This is a genomic window from Bradyrhizobium guangzhouense, from assembly GCF_004114955.1.
In the GTDB taxonomy this organism is placed as follows: Bacteria; Pseudomonadota; Alphaproteobacteria; order Rhizobiales; family Xanthobacteraceae; genus Bradyrhizobium; species Bradyrhizobium guangzhouense.
The window spans coordinates 91,491-107,538 of record NZ_CP030054.1 but is presented as its reverse complement, the minus strand read 5'-3'; the positions used below and the strand labels follow the sequence as shown (position 1 = coordinate 107,538).

Annotated in this window: 10 protein-coding genes and 5 pseudogenes; 11 read left to right on the top strand and 4 right to left on the bottom strand. The window is 58.4% G+C overall.

Annotation, left to right across the window (positions count from 1 at the left end; genetic code table 11):
* Positions 1-250: 250 nt before the first annotated feature.
* Entirely contained in the window at positions 251-2,896 is a 2,646-nt protein-coding gene (locus XH91_RS34510) for a PAS domain-containing protein (protein WP_128929708.1), read from the bottom strand.
* A gap of 2,043 nt (positions 2,897-4,939) precedes the next feature.
* On the opposite strand from XH91_RS34510, the gene XH91_RS40190 reads away from it, so the two are divergent.
* The 11 genes and pseudogenes from XH91_RS40190 to XH91_RS34470 all read left to right on the top strand — a co-directional run bounded on the left by XH91_RS40190 (position 4,940) and on the right by XH91_RS34470 (position 12,334).
* Positions 4,940-5,254, top strand: a complete 315-nt coding sequence (locus XH91_RS40190; protein WP_128929707.1) for a transposase — start codon at positions 4,940-4,942, stop codon at positions 5,252-5,254.
* Between the two features lie 110 nt (positions 5,255-5,364).
* A pseudogene (tnpB, locus tag XH91_RS34500) lies at positions 5,365-5,529 on the top strand (IS66 family insertion sequence element accessory protein TnpB); the annotation flags it as partial.
* A gap of 428 nt (positions 5,530-5,957) precedes the next feature.
* A pseudogene (locus XH91_RS34495) lies at positions 5,958-6,384 on the top strand (IS66 family transposase); the annotation flags it as partial.
* Between the two features lie 190 nt (positions 6,385-6,574).
* Positions 6,575-7,090, top strand: a complete 516-nt coding sequence (locus tag XH91_RS40005; protein WP_232995591.1) for an IS4/Tn5 family transposase DNA-binding protein — start codon at positions 6,575-6,577, stop codon at positions 7,088-7,090.
* On the top strand, positions 7,087-8,061 hold the full coding sequence (locus XH91_RS34490; RefSeq protein ID WP_232995590.1) for an IS4 family transposase: 975 nt from the start codon (positions 7,087-7,089) through the stop codon (positions 8,059-8,061). The genes XH91_RS40005 and XH91_RS34490 overlap by 4 nt, the downstream gene beginning before the upstream one ends.
* A 197-nt stretch (positions 8,062-8,258) precedes the next feature.
* The gene (locus XH91_RS34485; protein ID WP_128929705.1) at positions 8,259-8,699 is read left to right on the top strand and encodes a VirK family protein; all 441 of its coding nucleotides are present in this window, start codon (positions 8,259-8,261) and stop codon (positions 8,697-8,699) included.
* An 873-nt stretch (positions 8,700-9,572) separates the two neighbouring features.
* Positions 9,573-9,841: pseudogene (locus XH91_RS40185) on the top strand (IS110 family transposase); the annotation flags it as partial.
* Positions 9,820-9,918: pseudogene (locus tag XH91_RS40180) on the top strand (hypothetical protein); the annotation flags it as partial. The pseudogenes XH91_RS40185 and XH91_RS40180, both read left to right, overlap by 22 nt.
* Positions 9,919-9,983: 65 nt before the next feature.
* A complete protein-coding gene (locus XH91_RS39550; protein WP_232995589.1) occupies positions 9,984-10,172 on the top strand; it encodes a hypothetical protein in 189 nt (62 codons plus the stop codon).
* Positions 10,150-10,329, top strand: a complete 180-nt coding sequence (tnpB, locus tag XH91_RS40175) for an IS66 family insertion sequence element accessory protein TnpB (RefSeq protein WP_128929704.1) — start codon at positions 10,150-10,152, stop codon at positions 10,327-10,329. The genes XH91_RS39550 and tnpB (XH91_RS40175) overlap by 23 nt, the downstream gene beginning before the upstream one ends.
* 595 nt (positions 10,330-10,924) lie before the next feature.
* Positions 10,925-12,334 (top strand): DUF2130 domain-containing protein, encoded by a 1,410-nt coding sequence (locus tag XH91_RS34470; RefSeq protein WP_128929702.1) that lies wholly within the window; start codon positions 10,925-10,927, stop codon positions 12,332-12,334.
* A 174-nt stretch (positions 12,335-12,508) separates the two neighbouring features.
* Here the strand turns inward: XH91_RS34470 and XH91_RS34465 are convergent, their stop codons facing one another.
* From XH91_RS34465 to XH91_RS34455, 3 genes and pseudogenes are all read right to left on the bottom strand, one after another.
* Positions 12,509-13,855 carry an IS5 family transposase gene (locus XH91_RS34465; protein ID WP_128929701.1) on the bottom strand — a complete coding sequence of 449 codons (1,347 nt, stop codon included), beginning with the start codon at positions 13,853-13,855 and terminating at the stop codon, positions 12,509-12,511.
* A gap of 236 nt (positions 13,856-14,091) precedes the next feature.
* A pseudogene (locus XH91_RS34460) lies at positions 14,092-15,293 on the bottom strand (pyridoxal phosphate-dependent aminotransferase).
* Positions 15,294-15,339: 46 nt separating this feature from the next.
* Positions 15,340-16,041, bottom strand: a complete 702-nt coding sequence (locus XH91_RS34455) for an RraA family protein (RefSeq protein ID WP_128929700.1) — start codon at positions 16,039-16,041, stop codon at positions 15,340-15,342.
* Between the last annotated feature and the right edge of the window lie 7 nt (positions 16,042-16,048).

Here is a 16,048-nt window from a genome sequence, read left to right as displayed (position 1 = left end):
GGTTCATGCGGGGTGAACATTCAACTTCGCCAGGTTAGATACAAACTCACGGTCCCAGCAGTCGGTGTCAAGAACCCGATGGCCATGCGACCCGAAGGTGTGCCCTGCAGCATTCCGTGAGCCGATCCGAATGCGGCGATATCCAGATATGCCGAGCGAAAGTTTCGTCGAGGCATCGAGCCGTTTAGCTTTCGACAATAAGCACGATCGTACTTGTCGACCCGATTTCACACGGCTAGTCAAATTCCAATCATGACACGACTGGCAGGACAAATTGAAAGGATGCGCCCGGCTCTTGCTTCTGGACGATCGACAGGCGGCCTCCGTGAGCTTCTACGATCGAGCGGCAGATCGACAGACCCATTCCAAGGCCGGTAGATTTGGTGGTGAAGAACGGATCTAAGACTCGGATCCTATCACCCTCAGCGATGCCGACGCCGCTATCAGTCACGGAGAGCTGCACGCGGCTCTCATTGTCTCTGGATGACTGAATCATCAGTTCGCGCGCTCTGTCGTCAACAGCTTGCATGGCCTCTACTCCGTTCATCACCAGATTGATGATTACTTGTTGCAGCTGAACCCGGTCACCGAGAATTTTGGGAAGTGATGGTGCTAGCTCAGTTCGCAAGGTCACTTGGTGGTTAATCAGCTCACGCGTTACCAGCGCGATAGAGTCGTTCACAACCTCATTAATGTCTAGCGCTACCATCTCGATATCACCGTTCCTCGCGAGTGTGCGGACCCTGCGAATCACTTCGCTTGCGCGCATAGCGTCATCAATGATCCACTCTACGGATCTGTGCACGGCGGAAATGTCGGGAGCTTCGCGACGTAGCCAGCCAAGGCACGCATCGGCGTTGCTGATTATGGCCGTGAGCGGTTGGTTCACTTCGTGGGCGATAGAGGCTGTTAGTTCCCCCAGCGCCGTCAGGCGCGTCACATGCGCAAGATCCGCCTGTGCCTTTCGCAGTCCTTGTTCAGCCTGATCGGCGCGAACTTTCGCCGTGATATCAGTGGCCACGCCTCGGTAGCCGAGAAAATGGCCGCTTACATCAAATAAGGGCCTGCCGCTGCTCTGGAAGTAGATTGGTGACCTGGTCCTCCCCACGGTACGATAGACCAGATCGCGAAATGGAAGATGGGCATTTAGCGTTATTTCATGCTGCCGCCACTTCTCGGGCTCTTCTTCAACGTCGCTCGCAATCTCCCAGCAACGCAGGCCGATGACCGCTCTTGCCAAGAGGTCCGTAGCGTTGGTGTGCTCCGACAAGGTGTACCGGTGATCCGGCCCGGTCTCCCATAACCAGTCAGAAGCAGTTGCGGCGTAGTCACGAAAGCGCTGCTCGCTCTCGCGTAGCGCAGCAAGAGTGTCTTCCAATTGTTGTTTGGCTGCGTGCTGCTCAGTGACATCCATGTGCGTTCCGACGAGTTCGACAGTTGAGCCATCGCTTGCCAGCACGGCGTGCGCAACAGCATGTATGTGTCGTATCGCGCCGTCGGGAAGACAGATTCGGAAATCGTATTCAAAATTCCCTGTTTTTTGTTCAATGGCCTGACGTTGGATTTCCTGTTGCCGCGGCAAGTCGTCTGGATGAATCCGCGATCGGATGGCCTCAATGGTCACCGGCTCATCCGGGTCAAAGCCAAATAGACGACTGACTTCGGCGGAGCGATAAGCAAAACAGCGACGGTTGCAGTCCCACGACCAGGTGCTCGTGCGACTGAGCTGCTGCGCGTCGACCAGATAGGCCTCGCTACGGCGCAGTTGTTGTTCCGTCTGCTTTGCTGTCGTGACGTCCGTGGCCGCCCCGACAAACTCGATATTCCCGGACGCGGTTCTCGTAGCACGTGCCACCGCGTGAATGTACTTTATCGAGCCGTCGGGCATCAGCAATCGGTATTCGTGCTCGAAATGCTCGCCTCGAAGGGCCCGATTCAAAGTGTCTTGGACAGAAGTCTTGTCTTCTGGGTGAGTGCGGTCAATGACGTGTTGCGCCGTTACTTTGGTCTCTGGATCATACTGGAATATCCGAAAGCTTTCCTTCGACCAAAAGACCTCGCCGGTGGCCACGTTCCAGCCAAAGCTGCCTGTGTGGCTCAATTCTTGCGCCTGAGCCAAATGCGCTTCGCTCCGCTGAAGAGCAAGAACCGTCCGCTTCTGTTCGGTGATATCTTCGCAGGCAATGAGGACGATGGGCTTATCGTCGGCCCACAAGATCGCCTTGGCAGTCTCGCGCACCCACAGCACCGAGCCGTTCCTACGGACTTTCTGGATTTCCCATGTACGCGATTGGCCGATATATGTAAGGCATCGCTCGATGGATTTGCGAACGACCTCGCGATCGTCTTTCAGAAAGACTCTGAACACCGATTGGCCGATCAGTTCCGCGGGCGTATAGCCGAGGTGGATCGCGCCGAAACTATTGACGTTCAGGACGGTTCCGGTTTCATTGACCATGAAGTACATGGCCGGGTTATGCTCAAAGATCTCGCGCCAGAGTTTCTCTCGGTTGCGCAGATCGTCCGCGCTGTGCCTTAGCTCGGCGGCGACCTCACGCGCTGCTTCCTTTTCGTAGCGGAGTTTTGCGATCAGGCGCGTTCCGATGATGGACGCAGTAAGGAAAGCGATAATCACCAAAAGCTCGTGAGGGGCGTCGATCTGGGGATTGAACGTGAGGACGTAAATTAAAGCGCTGACGGCGACTATGGAAAGCGCCAACGATGCGACGAAAGTGCCAATCAGCGAAAACACCAAAATCACGACCAAATAGACAAGCGCTGTGGCTGCGAAAGGGCTATGAAGATACAAGGAAGCTAGCGTCAATGCCGCGAGCGTAATGCTAGCCAAAATAAATTGCGCCGATGAACGTCCAAACGCGATGAGCCAATTAAACATGCTTGTATCCGTCCGGCCCTTCTGGCGGGATGATTAAAATGCAGGAATTTGTTCGAGCCGCCGGACAAGCGCTCCTGAGCGCTTTCTACGTCGGCCGCCGAAATCAGCATAGCCAAAAAAAAAGGCGCATTACAAACCTTCGTATAGTTCTCTTACATGGTAGAAATCGTACGCTCACATAGTAAATCAATGGCGTATCGTGCTTTTAGCGGTCCTCCTCGTTGGCGGCAATGCTACAATCTGGATTGCCGCGGCGAGTGGCAGAGGAGTGCAAAACCAAACGGTGGACGGATGGCCGCGGGGCATTGCTGAGTCTCAGGGATTTTGAGGAGGCCGTGTGTCGTTCCGGAAAGGGCCGGGCGAAAGCCTTTTGAGCGGCTCCTTCTGATGGAGAGGAAGAGGGTGGACGGGCTAGTGTGAGCCAATCGCGAGAGCGTGCCGGCGGTTCGATCCGGATCGCTCTCCTCAGGTTTGTCATGTGCTCGAGCCATCCGATTGTAAGGCTGGTGGCTGTCCTAACGTTCTCGTCCACAGCGCCCCTTCTGCTCTCCGTATAGCTCGCTGTCTACCTGCAAGCCTTGACGCTCGCCGTAATTTTAGGCAGCGCCATGGAGATTAATTCGGTCTTGTCGATCTGCTCAAGGCAAACCGCCTAGATGCCTCCGACCAACTGAAGTCCAATTCCTTTGTTGAATTGGCTCGCTCATTCGGGCCAGAATTTGATTCACGTTTCCTATATCGGCGATACCCCGGAGCTTCTCGGGATTGGTAGCTGCCTTTGGGAAGGTAGCTGGCAACGTTTCTAAGATGTGTACGCGTGCAGACAGCTCGAGTTGCACAGGAGGGGTAGCCGAGCGTTGGACGCCAGCCGCTTGACTTGGCACGTGCCGCTATTGTCCGTCCAACGGTCGGCGCCAAGGGAGCCATAGAATGGTCGGCCGACGGCCTCGCGCAAGGGGGCGCCAGCAAATGGACCGACGCTGTCAAGATGGAGACCTCCTCGACATTATCCGCGAAAGCTGGCGGCTTGGCGATGTCGCGAAGTCGCAGATGCGGCACTGCTTTCTCAACTTGCCTCGATCGGATCGAGGCCTATCAGCCAAGGTACCCACAATAGGTCACTAGCCAGCTCCTCCGCCGGCGGCGCGCCTCGTCGCCATGTCGCAGCCGGGCGGGTTCGTCGTGCAAGGGGCGGAGCCCAAGCGCTGAAGTTCACAAAGGCCGATTTTAATGACGCTGAATGCGCGCAGCAGGCGAGTGGACTGATATGCTGTATTCTCCTTGCAATAGGCGGGAGAAGACGGTTTGGCCAACATTTTTGTGGGCCCGCGCAAGTGCGCTTGGGGCCAGCGCCGTGGCCGTTCGTCTAATCAAGCCGTCAAGGTCCGCTGTGCCCATGTCAAGATGCGCCAGGCTTTAGACTTCCGAACGGAAACGGATAGCATCGGGGCTGGCGACCCTAAGAACAAGCAATCTGGATGCAAATTGGTTAGTCGCCTTCAAGAAACCAGCCGCTAAGGCCGGCTTTCTGTTTGTCACATAGCGCTTTATGTCCGGACCACTTGGGTGTTCGCAAGCGTTGTCGAAATGCATTCAGGTGCATTCGCGAGGCTGGATGTCGTGGACGAGGTGAGCGATGTGGCGCCAAGTGTCCTCAATGTCACGCTTCTGAGCTTGCCGCGTCTAGTGGGGCGTCGTGTCGAGAGGATGCAATTTAGGGATCAAGAGAGCACGACGGCTGACCTCCGTATCGTTACTCGACTTACGGGATCATGAATCGTCTCGCGTCAAGCACGAGCGCGGATGCAGAGGCTAATCTTCAATGCGGAATTAGGTAAGTCCCCTGGCGCTGACATAGAAGATCATCGACCTCGTCGTTTAGTGCGCGTGCTGCCCTTCGCCTTTCGCCGGATTGATAGTGCCGAACGATATTGCAAAGTGTGTGCCGCTCGTAACACTTACATAGTATTCCTCCGTTGAGGGCCGCCTTGTTTGACGGAGGCGAACGCTGCAGGTCCTAGGGGTAATCCTAGGAGAAGCGCTATGACGATTTCGAGGGCGGAGGTGATCACATCGGTCGAGCGGCGGCGCCGGTGGTCGCGGGATGAGAAGGAACGGCTAGTTGCAGCATCGCTCGAGCCCGGAGCCAATGTTTCCGAGGTGGCTCGCACGGCCGGCCTTCATGTGAGCCAGCTGTTCCGGTGGCGCAAAGAGCTTTGTAAGCACGGTGAAGCGAGTATAGCGGCCGTTCGTGCCGGTCGAGAGTCGGCCGTCTGTGCCGCCGCGGGAGGTTGCCGAAGCCCCTTTGGCGACGACATCGGGGCGTCGACGGAAGAGCCAAGGCATCATCGAGATTGATCTTGGTACCGGACCCCGCATCCGGATCGATGGCGAGGTTGATGGAGTGCGCATTCCAGGGATGGTGATGGAGACGCGCTGCGTCGTGTTCTCGATGCTTTGGTGCGCCGATGATTCCGGTTCCGGCGGGTGCGCGAGTGTGGCTGGCGACCGGCCACACGGATATGCGCCGAGGCTTTCCGTCCTTGGCGCGCCAAGTGCAGGAGGTGCTGCGCAAGGACCCGCTCAGCGGTCACCTGTTCGTCTTCCGTGGTCGCCGAAGCGATCTTGTGAAAGGTGATCTGGCACGGTGTGCTGCAGAGCATGAAGGAGGTGAATATCCGAATTTGATGCGTACAGCTTTATGAGAGATGGAGGACGGCCCTCCTGCATCGGTGTTCCAGGCGCAGGTGCAAAACCACGACACTGTGGCTTCGTTTAAAAGGCGCGGTCATCAGCAAGTGTTGCAAAAGTCCCGGGTTTACGGGGCAGGTACGTATCCAGAAGGCGAGCGAAAGCAAATCTTCCGATGACGCGTCGAAAATTACTAAGGCGTCGCCAAAATCAGGGGCGCGTGCCATCCCTGAGATCAATCCGTGAGACGCCTGGATTACTGCGCGGATGGCGACCGGCGTTTAGGGGACGCGATCTGGATACAGGCTCTTGTAGAGAACTGCAGGAACCAGTCGTTGTGATGCCAAGGGAGAAGTTCAAGCGGCGCACACCGCGAAGCAAGCTGCTGCTCGACGACATGCACGCCTGGCTGCTGCGCGAGCGAGAAACCCTCTCGCGCTCTTCCGAGGTCCTGAAGCCTATGAATTACATGCTCAGGCGCTGGGCCGACTTTGCGCGCTTCCTCGACGATGGCAGGATCTGCCTCAGCAACAATGCCGCCGAAAGAGCGCTGCGGCATCGCCTTGGGAAGGCGCAATTGAACCTTCGCCGGCAGCCTGCGCGGCGCCGAACGCGCCGCCATCATGCTGACGATGATCACTACCTGTCGTCTTAACGATGTCGATCCCAAAGCCGGGCTTGCCGACGTCCTCGCCCGGATCGTCGATCTTCCCGCTTCGCGTCTGCACGAACTGCTGCCCTGGGAATGGAAGCTCCCGCGCCAAGCCGACGAACCTACCGATCAGCAAGCTGCCTAACCTTCACGCAGCGCTATCATAGCGCTACCCGGCCCCCGCGCGCATGCGTCAATCAGGCGACCTTCGTCGTCTTTCAATTACCCACGAATGCTTTATTCGATTGCGGTAGCCCTGATCGAAAAATCTTGAATCGGATGAATCGCTTGTGATTCATTGTCGAGCACCTGAATCGCGACGGCGAGGTGCCTTGATGTGTTCAAGTGGAACGACATCTCGTTGGTCGGCCGGCCCGGATGGTCGCCAGGATGATGGTGATGAAAGCGCCGTCGAACACTGGACGGAGCGCGAGATCGACAAGACAGCTTTCAAGGATGCTCGTCTTGGTCAACGATTTGGCGAGCTGTTGAAGCAAATTGGTGACGGTATGGGCGGGAGCATACCGTTCGCGCGTCAGGACTGGGCGAACACGAAGGCGGCCTACCGCTTCTTCGCCAACGAGCGCGTGGAGGAAGCCGACATCCTCAGCGGCCACTTCGCCGCCACACGCGCACGTTACGATGATTGTACAGGCCCAATTCTCCTCATTCAGGACACGACGGAATTCTCCTATCAACGCGCGAACACGAGCGCCATTGGCCTAACCAAGAGCGTCAACAGCGGTCGGAACAAGGACGGTCGTTGGCGCCATCACACGGTCTGCGGAATGCTGATGCATTCCAGTCTCGCTGTGACTGTCGAGGCTTGCCGCTGGGATTGGCGGCGGTGAAGTTCTGGACACGAAAAAAGTTCAAAGGCAGGGCGCAGCTCAAGAAGAAGATCAACCCGACCCGCGTTCCGATCGAGAAGAAGGAGAGCGTTCGCTGGCTCGACAATCTCAGGCAATCGATCGAGCGGCTCCGACAGCCGGAGCGTTGCATTCATATCGGTGACCGTGAAAGCGACATCGACGAATTGTATTGCCTGACGCAAGAGCTTGGCGCTCACTTCCTTGTCCGCGCCTGCGTCGATCGGCTGGCAGGCGATGGCGGTCATACGATTGCAACCGAGATGGAAGAGACCAGCGTCAAAGGCTTGCATTACATCGACGTGCGCAACGACAAGGGCGAGACGACGAAGGCCGCGCTGGAAATCAAGTTCAAGCGGATCGCGGTCTTGCCTCCCATCGGGAAGCAGAAACATTATCCAGCCCTCGACCTTACTATAATCCATGCCACTGAGCGCGGTACGCCAAAGGGCCGTAAACCGATTGAGTGGAAGCTCATCACGGACCTAGCCGTCCGCAGGCGCTCGGAGGCAATCGAGAAGATCAACTGGTACGCCATGCGGTGGAAAATCGAGGCGTTCCACAAGATCCTGAAATCGGGTTGTAAGGCGGAAGACTCAAAACTCCGGACCGCGGAGCGACTTGCCAATCTAATGGCAGTCTTCTGCATTCTCAGCTGGCGCGTCCTCTGGCTCACCATGCTCAATCGCCTCGCCCCAAACGCGTCACCGAAGCTCGCACTGACAGACACCGAGATCGCATTGCTCGATCAACTCATCAGCGGCGCCAGCCATCGACGATGTCGGCCTGGAACCCTTGCATTTTATCTTACCAAACTTGCACGATTAGGGGGCTACTTGGCCCGGGCAGCCGATCCGCCACCGGGAAATGTTGTCATCTGGCGCTGTCTCTCGAGACTCACAGATATCAAACTCGGTGCCGAAATTGCAGCGGCTGGAAATGTGGGTAATTGAAAGCTTCGTCGTATGCGTACCTTACATACGAGATTGTGACGTTAGGTTTGCGTTCGCAACCACTTGCGTACGGTAGTAGCGCATGCTGTTTATCGCAACGGCGACGTTCGCCTGACGTTCGGTGCCCGCCAAAGTCTCCGAGCACGAGACGAGACGGGTACTGCTACGTATGTGAGTCTTGTATTGGAGAAGAGCATATGCGGCTCAATATCACATGTCTAACGAGACTGTCTTCCTTGCTTTTAGTGGCAAGCGTAAGCACGACAGCGAAGGCCGGCGAGCCTTCTGCAAAATATGTAGACGTGCTAAGTGCCCTGCGGGCCGGCAAGGTAGTAACGCTAATACTAGATCTCGATCGTTGCACAACCGTTGATGGCGGTCAGCCCGGACCAGCCATGCAAGGTGGTCTGATTATCAGCGCCTTCAGGGTTAGCGCGCAGAACGGAATCAGCTTCGCCAATGTGCATCAAACCTTGGACGACTCAGGACACCCTGTTACCGAATACATCCGCCACAGCCTTAACCGCGAAGGCAAGCTCAAGGTAAAGGCCTCAAAGTTGGTTGCTGGCGCGGCCGAAGCCGTGATCCAGGGTGAATTTGTCTGCGAGCTGCCAGACGGCGCGAAGTTCCTTTGGTAAGGGCAATAGCCGCCGTCGAGGGGCCGAGCTGCCGTTCGGCATCGGCCACCCGGGGCGTCAGCAAAGAAGCGCAACAGAGATCGTGATCGGCGCGATCTCAAGAGATTTGCTGACCGGAGCAGATGAGAACGTGGTTTGCAGCTCGACTTACCCGTTCGGAGTCGACTGCCGCTGACTGGTCGCAAGCCGGAGACGCGAAGAGCCTCGCCATCACAAAGGCCGAGGTGTGGAGCAGCCAAGAAATGAAAGCTCAATTGCGCTCGAGTTGAGCTCCGCGTTGTTACCATTTGGCTAAGCGTCACCGAGTCAACCTAAGGAAGTTACGGCTGGAATGAAGAACGTTTGGATTATATCGGCGATCGTCCTCGCCCTCGCGCTGGCGGCGACGTCTTTCGTCTACGTCGCAAGACAGCATCTCAACGCCGATGCACTCGGAGCCGGACCATCAAGTCCTTGCGTCGGCGACCCTAATGGATGTGAAGATCTTGCTCCATATCCATTTGGCCAGTATGTTTGCAACAGTTACCCGGGGGCGTGCCGACACTAGGGGGGCCGCTTACGCAGAACGTTGTGGTCAGAACGTCGCGAGTGCCGGGCCAGTGCGCCTTGCACTAGGCGGCGCAAGGCGCCATGCTAAACGTTCGCAGGAGTATATATCCCGAGATGGTAGTCAGGCTCACGACATGGGTGATGGAACTCTCTCGGGGAAAACTGCTGGTCGAAGCCGGCCTCATCGCTCCAAGCGGTAAAGGAATAGATTGATCTCATCGTCATGGCAGGAATTGATTGTAAGACCGCATGTCCGTCTCTGCCGGTGGGGTCGTTCGCCCTACACTGCGTGTCCGAGGTTGCTTAGGTCCGAGCCGAGGCGCCGTGGCGGATTATAGGGAAGCATTTGTTGGAATCGTGTCGCCAAACTGAGAAATGCCGTCGCGATTGCGGAGGCAGGCTGGGAGGGAGGGGTTCGCTTCTTCGGTGAAGTCGATGCTTCGGACGTTAACGTGCGCCGTATTGTATTATAGTGTGGATTCGCCAGCCGGTTTAATCGCATCCACTTCTGTTACGAGGCCGGCCCGACGGGCCATGGCCTTTATCGTCTGATCCAATCGCTCGGCCACGAATGCACGGTGGTGGCGCCATCCACCCTGATCGCCGCGCGACAGAGAGAGCTCGGATCGTCGCCGAGAGTCTGTTGCCCGGTGCTCAGGTGTCCGAGGTGGCGCGCAAGCACGGAGCGACGCGCTGGCAGATCTACGATTGGCGAGGGGGTTGCGACAGCGAGACATGTTGCCGCCGTGCGAAGCGTCGCAGCCGACATTCGCGCCGCTGGTCGTGGAAGGTGCGTTGGAGGAGCGTCAGGTTCCGGCGATCAAGCTTGAGATCGCGATCGGCGATGTCGTGCTGCGGACGGATATGGCCATTGATGCCGAGCAGCTGTCCCGGGTAATCCGTGCGGTGCGAGCGTCACGATGATCGCGGCTGGTGCGGATTTGCAACGCGGCCGATCGACTTCCGCGGCGGCCATGATGGGCTTGCGACGGAGGTGCAGGAGATGCTTCGTCTCGACCCGTTCCTCGGCGCGGCCTTCGTGTTCCGATCGAACCGAGGCCAACGATTGCGGACGGCGTGATGCGGATGTCGCGGGCGATGTTCGCGGCCTTTTTCGAGGGGCTGGATTGGAGGTTAGTCCGTCCGGAAGAAGCACGGCGCCCGCAGGCGGCGGGACAACTGCGGCAGAATGACTCGAAAGCTACTTTGAACGTAGCAGGCGCGGCCGCGATATGCTCGAAATAGCGCATGAGCATCGCGGCGCTGCGCGACGATCCGCGCGATCGAGGCGTACTTATTGTCGATGCTCGTGCCGCCAGGCGAAGGTCGATCTGGATGCGCTGGCCGGAGGGGAGCGTGGCCGTGTCGTGTTTTAGCGCGGCGCAAAGCAGCGACGCGAACACAGTCGGGATCAATACCGCCCTGCCGCAAGGACGATTCGGAATGGACACTCTGATTGACATGAGCACTGGTGGTCATCAAAGCGAATGTCGTGATCTGGGCCGACCTATGGCGTTCATGAAAGCGGGGGATAGTCCAAGCAAAGCGCCCAGAACTTGCTGGGCTTGACTTGACGTTCCAAGTTCGCTCGTTCTAATTTTGTTCTCCTGGGGTCCGATTCTGCCGGTCCGTCCCTTTTCAATGACAACAGCAGCGCCACGATCCGGCCAGGAACCATGCACGAGATCATCTGTCCCCACTGTGACAAGGCCTTCAAGGTTGATGAAGCCGGTTACGCGGACATCCTGAAGCAAGTCCGTGACGCGGATTTCGCTCAGCAGCTCCACGAACGGTTGGAGCTGGCCGAGCGTGACAAGCAGAGCGCCGTTGAATTGGCCAAGGCCCAGGTAAGCAGCGATCTGCAGAAGACCACGGCTGCTAAGGACGCTGAAATCCAGGAATTAAAGTCCAAGCTTGAGGGGAGCGGCGTTGCCCAGAAGCTCGCGGTTGCTGAAGCGCTCAGCGCCGTCGAAAAGGAGCGGGATAGACTCGCGAACGCGCTAGCTGAGTCCGAGCGCGAAAAGAAGGCGGCCTCGGAGCTTGCTGACGCGCTCCTGGCGAGCGAGCAGCACAAGATTGCTACTGCCAAGGAAAGGGAGATCCAGGATCTGAAGGCGAAGGTTCAGGCAGTTGAGCTTGAGAAGAAGCTCGCCGTGACTGAAGCGGTAGGTGCCCTCGAAAAAGAGCGTGATGAGCTGAAAAGCGGCATCAGTCGAGTACAGCTCGAAAAGCAGCTCTCCGAGCAATCGTTGAAGGATAAGTACGAAACCCAGATCAAAGATCGCGACGACGCCATCGAGCGTCTCAAGGATATGAAGGCCCGCCTCTCGACCAAGATGGTGGGCGAGACCCTCGAGCAACACTGCGAGACTGAGTTTAACCGGGTCCGGTCGATGGCTTTTCCGCGCGCTTATTTCGAGAAGGACAACGACGCGCGGACCGGCAGCAAGGGCGATTACATTTTCCGCGACTCGGACGAGGCAGGCACTGAAATCATTTCGATCATGTTCGAGATGAAGAACGAGAGCGATAAGACCGCGACGAAAAGCAAAAACGAAGACTTTCTCAAAGAACTTGACCGGGATCGCATCGAGAAGGGCTGCGAGTACGCTATCTTGGTCTCATTGCTTGAACCGGACAACGAGCTTTACAATGCCGGCATCGTCGACGTCTTCCACCGCTACCCAAAAATGTATGTCATCCGGCCGCAGTTCTTCCTGCCTATGATTACGCTCCTAAGGAACGCGGCAGTCAATTCGCTGAAGTACAAAACCGAGCTTGCGCTCGTGAAAGCGCAGAATGTCGATATAACCCAGTTTGAGAACCAGCTCGAATCGTTCAAAACCGCATTCTCAAAGAACTATGATCTTGCTTCCCGGCACTTTCAGACGGCTCTTACGGAGATCGACAAGTCGATCGATCATCTGCAGAAGACGAAGGATGCCTTGATCGGTGCGGATCGCAACCTGCGTCTTGCCAATGACAAGGCACAGGACGTGACGATTAAGAAGCTAACTCGGGGCAATCCGACAATGGCTGCGAAATTTGCGGAGCTTAAGAGCGCGCCTGCCGAAGCCGCGGAGTGAGGCGGTCGAAGTATTGAGTCTGCGCGTAAAATCGTGTTTTCGAATTCACGATGTCACGGCCTGACTGAAGAAGGCGGGCCGTTAGCCGAAGATATGACCAAAAACAAGGCGACGATTGCCGCAATGGCGGCCGGCGGCGCGGTCGCAATCACATTGTCCTTAACTTGTCGTCCGTTAAGAAGCCGATTGTAGCGATGAGCGGTCGCTGGCGGCCGCGATGAAGGTGGTCAGGATCAGGCACCAAAGAGCCCTCAGCCAGGCGAGGACCCGGCGGAAGTTGTGACCGACGGCGGAGAGGATGACGTTAGCCGCATCGCCGGGGCGGCCTTTGAGGTAGCATCGGCCGAGGTGACCATCGGTCTTCAGGTGTCCGATGATGGGCTCGATGGCGGAGCGGCGGCGCAACTCGCGCTTGATGACACCGAAGACGCCGCGCTTCTGGCCGGAAATGAAGACGCGACGAGGATTTTGCGCGTCATGGCCGCGGTATCCCTTGTCGACATAGGCCCGCTCGATCGCACAGCCGGTGAGTGTCTCGGTGCGGTCGATGACGTCCCGCAAGGTGTGACCGTCGTACGGGTTATCGGGTAGCGCCCTGGCGTGCAGCACGAACAGGCCGCCTGGAGCACGGCGGTTGTTGGTGACGATGGAGGCTTTGACACCGAACTCGTAGGGTGCGGCGGCCTTGCCCTTGCCGATGCACTCGACCTCTGGAGCATGGAAGGAATACAGCTTCCAGCCGCGCTGGCGCTGCTGCTGCGAGCGGATCTGCGAGGCCCTGCCGAGCGGCAGGGCGAAGGCGTTCTCGAGCACGGCCTGACCTTCGATCTTGCGGCGGATATCGCGGATGATCCGGCCCAACCGGCTGCGCAGGATGCGCAACTGCCGCTGATGCCGCTTGAATTGCTTGGCGTGGGCGTAGCGTCCCGCCATCATCGCCGCGGTCTTGGCAATGCGAAGATAGGACTGCCGCAGCTTGACCCCGTGCTTCCTCGCCAGGCGGTTGAGCCCCTTGATTGCCGCGTGCAGCAGCTTGGCATCGGTCGGGAAGGTGATGGCCTTTGGCTGCACCGTGGTGTCGACTGTGACCCGCTTGAGGTCCTGGCTGCGTAACGCGCCGGCCTCGTGCGCCACCCGCAGGCTCTCGGCCAACAGCAGCTCCAGCTTGTCGCCGAGCCGCTTGCGCCAGTGGCTCAGGTCCGAGCGCTCGTGCGGGAAGGCGTGCTGGAAGAACTCTTCGCCGGTGAAGTACTGGAAATACGGGTCGTGGACCCAGCGCTCGCACACCCCCTCATCGGACAGGCCGTAAATGTGCTTGAGCAGCAAGAGCCCGATCATGAAGCGGGTCGCGATGCCCGGCCGACCGTTCTCGCTGTAGAGCGGCGCGATCTCGCCGTCGATCCAGTCCCAGTCGACCTTGCCGGCGAGCTGAACCAGCTCGTGCTTCATGTTGATGATCTGGTCCAGCCTGGCCCGGAACAGATCGCCCGATCCCGTCGCTTTGGGCTTCTTCGGTCGCATCGCCACCTCCGATGCGAGGACGGAATCATGACTGGCGATTCGATGGAATCCTCAAAACGAAATTGCAGGGTTCCGATGCCCGAAGCATCAAAACCCTGCAATCCCAAAACAGGCAACAACGAATAATGCGATCCCAGCTCAGTCGTTTAGCCGCTCTTCACGGACGACTAACTTTTGCGACGAACTGCGCGAGTAGCGGCTTGAGGTGCGTACCCTGGGCGCCCGCAACAACCGACCTACTTGAGCCCTGAGCAGAACCGCTGAATGCGTGCACAGGCATCAAGGAGAACCTCGGTCGAGGTCGCATAAGACAATCGGAAATTCGGCCCCTGGCCGAACGCGGCGCCATGCACGACCGCGGCGCCTTCCTCCTCGAGGAGTGCCGCGGCAAAATCCTCGTCGTTCCGGAGGAACTTACCGGAGCGGGTGCTCCTTCCGATCGCGTCTGCACAGGACGGGTAGACGTAGAAGGCCCCGTCGGGAACCGGGCATTTGAGATGATCCGCCTCGTTCAACAACGACACGACGAGATCGCGCCTCTCCTTGAAGACAGAACGACTCTTGGCAATGTAATCCTGCGGGCCGTTTAGCGCTTCGACAGCCGCCCATTGCGCGATCGAGCAGGCACCCGACGTCTGCTGGCTCTGCAGCTTTTCGAGCTCCTTGATCAGCCTCTCGGGCCCACCCGCGTAACCGATGCGCCAACCGGTCATCGCGTAGGATTTCGAGACGCCATTGACCGTGAGGACTCGGTCGCGGAGAGCCGGCTCGACCTGCGCCATGGTGGTAAAGACAAAATTGCCGTAGGTGAGATGTTCATAGATGTCGTCCGACAGCGTCCATACGTGCGGATGCCGGACCAGCACCTCGGAAAGAGCCTTCAATTCATCGCCGCTGTAGGCGGCACCGGTCGGGTTCGACGGCGAGTTCAGAATCAGCCATTTCGTGCGCGGTGTAATGGCCGCCTCGAGCGCCGCCGCGGTCACCTTGAAACCGTCAGACAGACAAGTTGGCACAAAACTGGCCTGCCGCCAGCAAACAGGACGAGATCCGGATAGCTGACCCAATACGGCGCGGGAATGATGACCTCGTCGCCCTTGTTGAGCGTCGCAAGGAGCGCGTTGAAGATCACGTTTTTGCCACCCGTCCCGACGATGGTTTCGCTCGGCTTGTAGTCGATCCCGTTCTCCCGTTTGAACTTCGCGGCAACTGCCTCCCGCAGCGCCGGCACGCCGGGCGTACCTGGGTACTTGGTCTCGCCCCTATCGATCGCCGCCTTGGCGGCCTCCTTGATGTTGTCCGGCGTATCGAAGTCGGGCTCCCCGACGGAGAGGAAGACGACATCACAGCCGGATTTCTTCAGTTCGCGCGCCTTGCGCGTGACGAAGATAGTGGCGGAGGGTTGAATGCGCTCGAGCGCGTCGGACACGAATGACATCTTGCTTTCCTGGAAAAATCCTTTGATTAGGGCGCTGACGATAGAATCAGCGCCTCTCTTTCGCGTAGCGTTCCTTGGTCGCATCGTTCGGTGGATATAGACCGTCGAGCAATGCTCCCGCCTTCACCTGATCGTAGACCCACTCCTCGAAGCGATCTTTCTCGAAGGCTTCGACCGCAACGGCTTCTGCGATCGCGGCCGGCACGACGACGGCACCGTCGTCGTCCGCAACCACGATGTCGCCGGGAAATATCGTAACGCCGCCGCACGCCACCGCGACCTGCGTGTCGGCACAGAAGAACTCGGACGGCGAGGGCGGCGCGGTGGTGCCGTCCGCCCAGATCGGCCAATTGAGTTTCTTCATGCCGACGAGGTCGCGTATCGCTCCGTCGGTGACAAGACCTGCGATGCCTCGCGTCTGCATCCGAGCGCAGATGATGTCGCCGAACACGCCGGCCGACCGCAGCCCCATCGCATCCACGACCACCACGGCGCCGGCGGGAATCTTCTCCATGACCGTGCGCGGCGACGTGGGGCCGGCTACGGCCATGGTCGTCGTGATATCTTCGCGCGCCGGCACAAAACGCATCGTGTAGGCCGGCCCCGCGATGCGCTTCTGCCCTTCCACCAGCGCCCGCGGTCCGCGCAGCGAGACACGGGCGAAGCCCTTCTGCCGAAGGACAGTCGAGACGGTCGCGACGGCCGTCTTTTCGAGGGTTAGCAGGGCCTCAGTCGAAATATTCGTCATCGCCGCT

What these genes read in the sequence shown, in the direction of transcription:
- XH91_RS34465 (WP_128929701.1), bottom strand. Translation starts at nt 13,855, where the DNA reads ATGCGACCGAAGAAGCCCAAAGCGACGGGATCGGGCGATCTGTTCCGG.
- XH91_RS34470 (WP_128929702.1), top strand. Translation starts at nt 10,925, where the DNA reads ATGCACGAGATCATCTGTCCCCACTGTGACAAGGCCTTCAAGGTTGAT.
- XH91_RS34455 (WP_128929700.1), bottom strand. Translation starts at nt 16,041, where the DNA reads ATGACGAATATTTCGACTGAGGCCCTGCTAACCCTCGAAAAGACGGCC.
- XH91_RS34485 (WP_128929705.1), top strand. Translation starts at nt 8,259, where the DNA reads ATGCGGCTCAATATCACATGTCTAACGAGACTGTCTTCCTTGCTTTTA.
- XH91_RS40005 (WP_232995591.1), top strand. Translation starts at nt 6,575, where the DNA reads ATGTGTTCAAGTGGAACGACATCTCGTTGGTCGGCCGGCCCGGATGGT.
- XH91_RS34510 (WP_128929708.1), bottom strand. Translation starts at nt 2,896, where the DNA reads ATGTTTAATTGGCTCATCGCGTTTGGACGTTCATCGGCGCAATTTATT.
- XH91_RS39550 (WP_232995589.1), top strand. Translation starts at nt 9,984, where the DNA reads ATGTTGCCGCCGTGCGAAGCGTCGCAGCCGACATTCGCGCCGCTGGTC.
- XH91_RS40190 (WP_128929707.1), top strand. Translation starts at nt 4,940, where the DNA reads ATGACGATTTCGAGGGCGGAGGTGATCACATCGGTCGAGCGGCGGCGC.